9 protein-coding genes are annotated in these 8329 nt (G+C 58.1%); 4 read left to right on the top strand and 5 right to left on the bottom strand.

Annotation, left to right across the window (positions count from 1 at the left end; translation table 11 throughout):
- Nucleotides 1–294: 294 nt before the first annotated feature.
- From ACSFE6_RS29870 to ACSFE6_RS29855, 4 genes are all read right to left on the bottom strand, one after another.
- Nucleotides 295–501 (bottom strand): co-regulatory protein PtrA N-terminal domain-containing protein, encoded by a 207-nt coding sequence (locus ACSFE6_RS29870; RefSeq protein WP_435430973.1) that lies wholly within the window; start codon nt 499–501, stop codon nt 295–297.
- 89 nt (nt 502–590) lie between these two features.
- Entirely contained in the window at nt 591–1238 is a 648-nt protein-coding gene (locus ACSFE6_RS29865) for a hypothetical protein (RefSeq protein WP_435430972.1), read from the bottom strand.
- 275 nt (nt 1239–1513) lie between these two features.
- The gene (locus ACSFE6_RS29860; protein ID WP_435430971.1) at nt 1514–1792 is read right to left on the bottom strand and encodes a DUF2790 domain-containing protein; all 279 of its coding nucleotides are present in this window, start codon (nt 1790–1792) and stop codon (nt 1514–1516) included.
- A gap of 397 nt (nt 1793–2189) precedes the next feature.
- Nucleotides 2190–2897 carry an SDR family NAD(P)-dependent oxidoreductase gene (locus tag ACSFE6_RS29855; RefSeq protein WP_435430970.1) on the bottom strand — a complete coding sequence of 236 codons (708 nt, stop codon included), beginning with the start codon at nt 2895–2897 and terminating at the stop codon, nt 2190–2192.
- Between the two features lie 455 nt (nt 2898–3352).
- Between ACSFE6_RS29855 and ACSFE6_RS29850 the strand changes: the two genes are divergently transcribed.
- The 4 genes from ACSFE6_RS29850 (at nt 3353) to ACSFE6_RS29835 (ending at nt 7673) form a co-directional block, all read left to right on the top strand.
- Nucleotides 3353–4063 carry a hypothetical protein gene (locus tag ACSFE6_RS29850; protein ID WP_435430969.1) on the top strand — a complete coding sequence of 237 codons (711 nt, stop codon included), beginning with the start codon at nt 3353–3355 and terminating at the stop codon, nt 4061–4063.
- A gap of 200 nt (nt 4064–4263) precedes the next feature.
- On the top strand, nt 4264–5109 hold the full coding sequence (locus ACSFE6_RS29845; protein ID WP_435430968.1) for a DUF6502 family protein: 846 nt from the start codon (nt 4264–4266) through the stop codon (nt 5107–5109).
- Entirely contained in the window at nt 5106–6836 is a 1731-nt protein-coding gene (locus tag ACSFE6_RS29840; protein ID WP_435430967.1) for a DUF5666 domain-containing protein, read from the top strand. Before ACSFE6_RS29845 ends, ACSFE6_RS29840 begins: the two co-directional genes overlap by 4 nt.
- Before the next feature lie 87 nt (nt 6837–6923).
- The gene (locus ACSFE6_RS29835; protein ID WP_435430966.1) at nt 6924–7673 is read left to right on the top strand and encodes a hypothetical protein; all 750 of its coding nucleotides are present in this window, start codon (nt 6924–6926) and stop codon (nt 7671–7673) included.
- A gap of 12 nt (nt 7674–7685) precedes the next feature.
- Here the strand turns inward: ACSFE6_RS29835 and ACSFE6_RS29830 are convergent, their stop codons facing one another.
- A complete protein-coding gene (locus ACSFE6_RS29830) occupies nt 7686–8195 on the bottom strand; it encodes a PaaI family thioesterase (RefSeq protein ID WP_435430965.1) in 510 nt (169 codons plus the stop codon).
- Between the last annotated feature and the right edge of the window lie 134 nt (nt 8196–8329).

Raw genomic sequence — 8329 nt, 5'->3', positions numbered from 1 at the left:
ACTAACTGAGCAGCAAAGGTCAACGAAGAGCCGAAAAACCACTCGATGTGGTGAGTAGATTCTTCGGTGGTGATCGTGCGTGAGTTCAGGCGAGCCGAAAATCCGACTTTTTCAACAGAATCGGCCGTTTGGAGCCCCTCTCGAAAGGCAGCAATCGACCGTGGATTCAACGGGCCGATACAACGCGCCGGTTTAACCAGGAACCCGATTAAACCGGCGCTGGCAGCACCTTGGTTGCGGCATTTAACGCTTGAGGCCGACTATTTCTGTCAGCCTCGGGGAGCGTTTCACCGATTAGCCGTTGGTGCGATTGGTCGCCTTGGCTTTGCTTTCGGCAACAGCGGCTTCAGCCTTTTGTTTCTGTGCAACCTGGAAGGCTTCCATCGAAACTTTCCGGGCCGACTCCATGCGCGTGAAGGTTCGATCACCGCCACCTGTGGCCATGGCCAGAGAAGAAGCGGTCAGAGCGGCGGCTACGAAGAGAACTTTCATGGATTTCATTTGGGTTTCCTCAAGTGAGAGTTTATTAATGGATAACAGTGTTATTTATTTGCTGAAGCAGAACTTGCTTATTCAATCTGGCTTTATCATCAAGCCAGGGCGGCGTTTCGTGCTGTCCAGTTGTCTTGCGCCATACGCCCTTCGGTATCTTTGTTTTTTGCCCAGGCGGTGAGCAGTACCATCAGCCCGAATCCACCGGCGATGAGGAACGGATAGGCAGCCAGCAACTCGATCAGCGAGTACTTCCAGGCCAGCGGACGACCCACACCCAGCATGGCGGCATAGAACCACGACACGCCGGAGAGTGCCCCCGAGAACAGCGCCAGCATGCGCAGGCTGAAGGAAAGTTTCAGTAACGAACCGGCTTTTTTCAGCGCCGGCAATACAGCGCTATGCAACAGGAAACCGTTAAAGGTCAACAGTACAACTATCCCGATTTTTGCTTGCAGTTTTGGATTGAGGAAATACTCCATCCCCTTGCCGGCATAATCGATCCCGATAATGCCAATGCCCGTAATCCAAAGCGCTACAAGTGCAAGTACAACGGTTTTTTGAAGACTTTCCATATGGGCGTCATCATGGTGACTTGACACATTCCCCTTCAGGAGTTGCTTGACCATTGCAATATCGCTGGTCAAGACAAGACCGATTGCAACACAGCAGGCGATAAGATGAAAATACACAACGCCCAAACGCAAATATTCCACGGTGGACGAAGAAAACATACTAAGCTCCATGGTGACCTCTTGACTTCAATAATGAATCGATAGGGCGCTCGGCACGGCTTAATTGGAGTTTGCCGTTGCTGATTGCAATTAAGATCCAATAATTTTTATTAAATAGTCCTGCAGTATTACGCTGTCAGGGCAATAGCGATTCTTGCGAATGAATGTTTAATCATTCGATCATGTCTATTTTCAACTACCAGAAACATCATTCGCACTGAGTGCCTATGAGGTTTAACTTCCGCTTCTGGGGGCGGGCGAGGGCCAGAACCCTGACGGCGAGCGGATCAGGCAATGCTGGTAGGGTTGGCAGGGCTTGCGCCCCATTCGAGGAAACGGATCTTGTGAACCTCACCCCGGCTGTCTTCATAAACCAGCGTCACCGGTACCACGCCTGTTTTGTTAGATGTATCGGTGCGCTTCAATATCCGCTTTACATCGATTTCCATTCCGTAGTGGTAATCGACGGCTGAGACATGCGCGCCGGGTTCTTGAAGGCCGTTCTGGTCGAAGACAGTTGGCGCGAGACTGGAAATCACGGCACTGACAATTGTGGCCATGCTCATAAGGCTATACCTCCACTGAAGTTCGCTTAACGTGGACTTAATCTGACACAGGGTGAAAGTGAAGTTCATTTCACCTCGACGAACGAACCGATTTGGGCAGCCTGTAGTGGCTTCAGGCTCCCGGTAATTCCCCGTGCTTGACGCCTCTCGACCATTCGTCCATTAAACCCCGTATTTGTTGGGCGAAACGCCTTTTCTGAATGAAGTCATGGCCTGTTGTGACGAATTTTTGCGCAAGCTTTCCCGTGTTGGCCGTGACGGTACATGGACGGAAAACGCCTGCGTGGCGGGAAGAAATATCGTGTGTGCCCCCGTGGAAAATCTGCCAGGTGCCCGAATGCGAACAGTGTTCTGCAGAGTCCCTCGCGCTACCTGCCAAGGACTCTGATTTTGACTGTTACCGTCCGGCGCTCTGGCCGCCGTCGACGTGCAGGACTTCTCCGGTAATGAACTCTGCCGAGTCCAGGAACAGGATGGCGCTGGCGATTTCGCTTGGTTCGCCCATACGCCCCAGCGGATGGAGACTGCCCAGCATCTCGTAGTATTCCTCATTGTGCATGGGCGTCTTGGTCACGCCCGGTGCAACCGCGTTGATACGGATGCCTTGCTTGGCATACTCGATCGCCAGCGACCGGGTCACGGCGCTCAATCCCCCCTTGGTCATGGCCGCCAATGCCGTATGCGCGCCACTGATACCGTTTTCTACGCTACCGGTGACGGTCACCACATGGCCGCTGGCATGCTTTTGCATTTCGGCGATGGCCAGTTGGGTGATGTGGAAGAAGCCCGCCATGTTCACGTTCATGACGGCATCGAAGTCTTCGATGGAGTGCTCGGTGAAAGGCTTGCCGATGTAGATGCCGGCGTTATTGACCAGTGTGTCGATTCGGCCAAATTGCGCGACAGCTTCGCGAACGACACGCTGCGCGGTTGCCGGATCACCGATATCGCCAGCGACCGCCAGGATGTTCGGGTCGTCCGACAGTTTGATCGAGCGAGAGGTGGCGACGACTCGGTAGTCGAGCTTGCGGAACGCCTTGACCACTTCAGCACCGATGCCTTGAGACGCGCCGGTGACAATGACGACCTTTTGGGATGCACTCATGTTTATTTGACTCCAGGAGAGTAGTTGCTTGGTTTTGAGGGCGGAATGACTGACCTGTGCGCGATGCAGACCCACTGATGAGGTGGGTCATGGCGCAAGTTAAAAGATCCGGTCGGTGGCGTCTGTCATGCGTTGGTAAAGGCCGTGGATACATGCGTATGAACGACGTAGTACCCAGGTATGTACGGTGATCAGTTTTCTATCATCCTGGCACTTGGCCGCGGTCTACGGCCGCAGGTGCCTGTCTCGCCTGAAAATCCCATCACGCAGCAATCCCTTCCAATTTCTTTGTGGGCCAACCATCGGTCGACTTTTTCGTGTGCCGCTTGAACCTCCGTGCGAAGAGGTCTAGTTTTTCGATGTGGGAAAAAATCCCACGCAAGGAAACCCCAAGAATTTATAACCATTCCCGATTTGATTTGGCGTTTCTCGCGGTATTGACCAGGAGACGGAAAATGCACATTCAAAGGCTGTTCAAACGGACACTATTGGCGATGGCCATTGGTGGCGTGCTGTCGGCGTCCATCGTTTTGGTTCCTGATTCGATTTCCCATGACTCCAGCGCTTACGCCAAAGACGGCGGCGGTCATGGCGGTGGTGGCAGCGGCGGCAGTGGTGGCCACGGCGGAGGAGGCGGCGGAAACGGAGGAGGCGGGAGCGGTGGTGGTGGCGGTAACGGAGGAGGTGGTGGCGGCAACGGAGGCGGTGGCGGTAACGGCGGTGGAAACGGCGGCGGTAGCGGCGGTGGAGGCAGTCATGGTGGAAGCGGCGGCGGTAACGGAAGTGGCGGTGGCAGCAGTGGCAGCGGTGGTAGTGGCGGTCATGCTGGCAACGGTGGTGGTCATAGTGGCAGCAGCCATGGCGATGCAGGCCAAGGCCACGGCGGGGCTTCGAATTCGGGTCGTAGCGGCAACCATGCTGAAGCGGGCGATGATCACGGAAATCACGTTGGTGGAGAGCCTGGCGATGATCATGGCAATCATGTTGGCGGCGAGCCCGGGGACGATCATGGCAATCATGTTGGCGGCGAGCCTGGAGACGACCATGGCAATCACGTTGGTGGTGAGCCTGGCGATGATCGTGGCAACCATGTGGGTGGCGAACCGGGCGATGACCGCGGCGTTCACGCCGGAGGCGAACCCGGGGACGACAACAGCAGGAGCTAAATGGCTCTGATGGGATCTCATGCAAAACCTTGGGGGCGGGTTTTGCATGAGGCGTGGCCCAGCCCGTTATCGCCCCATTCAACCCATAGGCAATGAGCGCTAACAGCTATCCCTGGACACCTGAAAAAAGTGGCTATCGGCACATATGGGAATTTTTCCCGCGTCGTTATACTGGGTTTATCTGTCAAGGAATGCGCTGAATGCAATCGCCCACTTTACCTCCTTCGTTGTTAAGAGCCCTGCGGCAGGTCATGCGCCCGCTGGTGCGCCTGATGCTGCGCAAAGGGGTCACCTATACGGTATTCGTCGATCTGCTCAAAGAGGTGTTCGTGGATGTGGCCGATCGCGAGTTTCGCCTGGACGACAAGGTTCCCAGCGATAGCCGCATCAGCCTGCTCACGGGCGTTCATCGCAAGGATGTCCGGCGGCTGCGAAACGAGAGCGACGCGGCGGTTTCTGCACTGCCGGAAAACATTACGTTAGGTGCGCAACTGGTTTACGCCTGGACCAACTGTCAGCCTTTCTGCACCGGAGCCGGCCTTGCTTTACCTTTGCCAAGACTGGCCAGTACGGGCGGTGATTGCTCCTTCGACGCCCTGGTGGCGAAGATCAGCACCGACATCCGCGCGCGGGTCGTGCTCGACGAATGGTTGCGCCTGGGGATTGTGCGGCTCGACGAACAGGACTGTGTGCACCTTGAAGCCCAAGCGTTCGTGCCACAGAAGGGCTTCGACGAAAAAGCGGCTTACCTGGGCCACAACCTGCACGATCATGCCAGTGCAGCGGTGCATAACCTGAGCGGGGACGGCCAGCCTTTCTTCGAGCGCAGTGTGCACTACGATGCACTGGCCCCGGTCAGCGTCGAGGCTTTGCGTGAGGCTGTGGCCAGGGAGGGGATGCAAACACTGCTCGGTTTCAGTCGGCTTGCCGCAGACCTCGAGAACCTCGATCTGACCAGCACCGAGCAACGCCAGCGCATCACCATCGGACTTTATTTCTACACTGAACCCACCGATCCCGATTCGCCGAAGACACCTGTCCCATGATTCCCCTCAAGCGCTGCGTCAGTGCCGTCACTCTTGCCCTGGGTCTGGGGTTGACCCTGGTGATTCCCGCGTGGGTGGACGCCGCACCGGCCTGTATCAGCCGCGATGAAGTGGGCATGTCGGGCGCATCGGGCTTGCAGTTTCCCGGTGGCGTGGGGGGGACCGGAGCCAAGGCCGGCGGCGTGGGTGGTACCGGCATTCACAGCGACAGCGGTGGCGTGGGTGGCACCGGCGCGCCGCTGCAACAGCGTCCTGGTGGCACCGGCGGTACAGGCGCGGTGGCTGGCGGCGTGGATGGCCCGCTCATGCATCATGGCAGCGGCGGGATGGGTGGCACGGGCGCACCGATCGAGCGTCCGGGAGGGACTGGCGGCACGGGTATCGTCGGCACCATCACCGGATTCGCTTCGGTCTGCGTCAATGGCATGGAAGTGCACTATGGCAAGGACGTGCCGGTGAGTGAAAACGGCGTTGCGGCCAGCAGCGCACACCTGGCGATCGGTCAAGTGATCGCGGTGGAGGCGTTCCCCACCAAGCGAGGCCTGCAAGCCGGGCGCATTTCGATCCTCAACGTCTATGAAGGGCCGTTGACGGCACTGCCCAATGCTTCGGCGCCATTGCGGGTCATGGGGCAACCCGTGCGTCTTGCGGCGGGAGCACGGGTCGCTGAAGGACTGCGTCCGGGCGAGCCGGTCAAGGTCAGCGGCCTGCGCGATGCCAAGGGTGAAGTGGTGGCCAGCCGCATCGAACGGGCGCCGGGCCTTCGAGAAGCCAGCGCCATTGGCTCGATCGACCGTACCGGCACCCTCCAGGGATTGAAACTGGGAACCCGCGTGGCGCCCGCGCAGGAAGTGCTGGTGCGTGGCCAGTGGTCCGGTCGCCAGTTGGAGGTCGCTCAAAGCCGTCCTGACCCGAGCCTGCCTTTTGCCGGTCGTGTGAAGGAGGCTGTGATTGAGGGTCTGGTGCAGAGCCGACAGGACCGCCGCCTGGTGGTTGCAGGCTTCAATGTGACCTTGGGCAATGACACTGTGTTTGCAGGCGAACCGCCCGCCAAGTTGGCGGTGGACCAACGCGTTCGGGTCAGCGGGGTCTTCAGTAGCGGGCGTGAGGTGCGGGCAACCCGCGTCGAATTGCAGGTCGAACGCATCGATAACTCGGGCAGGGGCCATCTGGAACGTGACCGCGAACAGGGCGCGGATGACTCAGGCAGCTCAGGCAGCAGTAACAGCGGCCACGGCGGGCGCGATGCAAGCCTTCGCAGTGAGAGCAGTGGTGGCAGCGACACAGATAGCCACGCTTCCGACCGTAGTAACAGCGGGAAGTCTGAAACGGTAGACAAGTCCGGAAAATCGGAACACGTCGACAAGGTGGAAAAGCCTGAGAGCGAGAGCAATAGTGGGCGGTCCGATAAGGTCGAGAAAGCCGATCGGCCTGAAAAGGTCGAGAAGGTTGAAAAAGCCGAGAAGGTAGAGCGCCCAGAGAAGGTCGAGAAAGTGGAGCGGCCGGAGAAGGTAGAGAAAGTCGAAAAGGTGGAGCGACCAGAAAAAGTCGAGAAAGTGGAGCGGCCCGAGAAAGTTGAAAAAGTCGAGAAGGTCGAACGACCTGAAAAGGTAGAAAAAGTCGAGCTGCCCGAAAAAGTGGAGAAGGTCGAAAGGCCTGAGAAGGTAGAAGTGGAAAAAGTGGAGAAAACCGAAAAAGTGGAGCATCCGGATCGATCTGGCCGCTAGATTCAAGCGTCGCGACGATTCTACAACCGGTGAATAAGCTACTAGGCTGGGTACGATCACACTTCTCAACGGGACTTTGAGGTGACGATGAGACCCATGCTCCCCCTTTTTGCCGGTTTGTTGGCGTGCTTTGCCGTACCGGCCCCGGCCGATACCTTTACCACGGCCATCGGTCTGGACTATTCAAGCGGTGACTATGGTACCGGCACCACATCGGAGATCTGGTACGTCCCCATCGCGGGAAAGTATGAGACCGGCCCCATGACATACAAGGTCACCATCCCTTGGTTACGCATCACCAATCCCGAAGTCGGTCCGAACGGCGACCCGCTGCCCGGTGGTTGCCGGGACGTGGAAAGCGGTTTGGGCGATACCGTCGCCAGCGCAGGTTACGCGTTGCTCGATGGCAGTGAGGAGGGCGTCTTGCTGGATCTGATCGGCAAGGTCAAGTTCCCCACGGCCGATGAAGATCAGTGCCTGGGCACTGGTGAAACCGACTATACCGCTCAAGTCGATATCACCAAGGCTTTTGGCCGGGTGACCGCCTTCGGGACGCTGGGGTGGAAAAAGTTTGGTGATCCACCCGACAGCGATTTCGACGATCCGTTTTTTATCAGCCTCGGCTTCGCCATTCCCGTGGCTGCGCGTACCACGGCGGGTACCTCCTACGACTGGAGGCAGAAGGTTGTCTCCACCGGTTCGCAAATTCAGGAGTTCACCCTGTTCCTCACACACAAGCTAAGCCAGGAGTGGAAGATCCAGCTGTACGCGGTCAAAGGCTTTACTGACGCGAGCCCGGATGCCGAGGGTGGGCTGGTGCTCTACCACATGTTTTAGAGGCGGGGCGCCTTAGCGCCCATGTGCCGCATCCGCCAGTTGCCCGGTATCGACCCGGACAAACACCGAATCGCCCACTGCCGTGAGCACGTCCCCGGCGTAGACCTCGCAGATGACTCGGGTCTTGCGCCCGACATCGCCTTCCACTTTGGCCTTCAGGGTCAGCGGTACACCCATCGGTGTCGGCTTGATGAATTTGATGCCCAGGTTGCCGGTGACGCAATTGATGCGAGGCAGACTGGCGACTTCGCGTTGTTCGGCGCGGTAGTGATAAGCCATTACCGTCCAGTTGGAATGACAGTCGACCAGCATCGCGATCAATCCGCCGTACACCAGATCCGGCCAACCGCAATACTTCTCGTCCGGCACATGCTCGGCAACGACATGCTCGCCGTCCTCGTGCCAGTAACTCTTGATGTGCAACCCATGGGGATTGCACCCGCCGCAGCCGTAGCAAACGCCCTCGGGGGCGCCAGCATCTTGTAGAGAAGTGTCTTGCAGGGAAGTGTCGAGGGTGGACATGCCAGGATCATCCTTAAAATGGTTAAGCCAAACGGGTCAATGCATTGAACACTGTAACCTCTGTGGGAGGGGGGGGGGGGGGGGGGGGGGGGGGGGGGGGGGGGGGGGGGGGGGGGGGGGGGGGGGGGGGGGGG

The organism is Pseudomonas baetica (assembly GCF_051216495.1).
Classification (GTDB): domain Bacteria; phylum Pseudomonadota; class Gammaproteobacteria; order Pseudomonadales; family Pseudomonadaceae; genus Aquipseudomonas; species Aquipseudomonas baetica_B.
Note: the sequence above shows the minus strand (reverse complement) of the source record. Positions and strands in the feature narration are given on the sequence as shown.

Coding starts and splice junctions, on each gene's coding strand:
- ACSFE6_RS29870 (WP_435430973.1), bottom strand. CDS start 501: ATGAAATCCATGAAAGTTCTCTTCGTAGCCGCCGCTCTGACCGCTTCT.
- ACSFE6_RS29865 (WP_435430972.1), bottom strand. CDS start 1,238: ATGGAGCTTAGTATGTTTTCTTCGTCCACCGTGGAATATTTGCGTTTG.
- ACSFE6_RS29860 (WP_435430971.1), bottom strand. CDS start 1,792: ATGAGCATGGCCACAATTGTCAGTGCCGTGATTTCCAGTCTCGCGCCA.
- ACSFE6_RS29855 (WP_435430970.1), bottom strand. CDS start 2,897: ATGAGTGCATCCCAAAAGGTCGTCATTGTCACCGGCGCGTCTCAAGGC.
- ACSFE6_RS29850 (WP_435430969.1), top strand. CDS start 3,353: ATGCACATTCAAAGGCTGTTCAAACGGACACTATTGGCGATGGCCATT.
- ACSFE6_RS29845 (WP_435430968.1), top strand. CDS start 4,264: ATGCAATCGCCCACTTTACCTCCTTCGTTGTTAAGAGCCCTGCGGCAG.
- ACSFE6_RS29840 (WP_435430967.1), top strand. CDS start 5,106: ATGATTCCCCTCAAGCGCTGCGTCAGTGCCGTCACTCTTGCCCTGGGT.
- ACSFE6_RS29835 (WP_435430966.1), top strand. CDS start 6,924: ATGAGACCCATGCTCCCCCTTTTTGCCGGTTTGTTGGCGTGCTTTGCC.
- ACSFE6_RS29830 (WP_435430965.1), bottom strand. CDS start 8,195: ATGTCCACCCTCGACACTTCCCTGCAAGACACTTCTCTACAAGATGCT.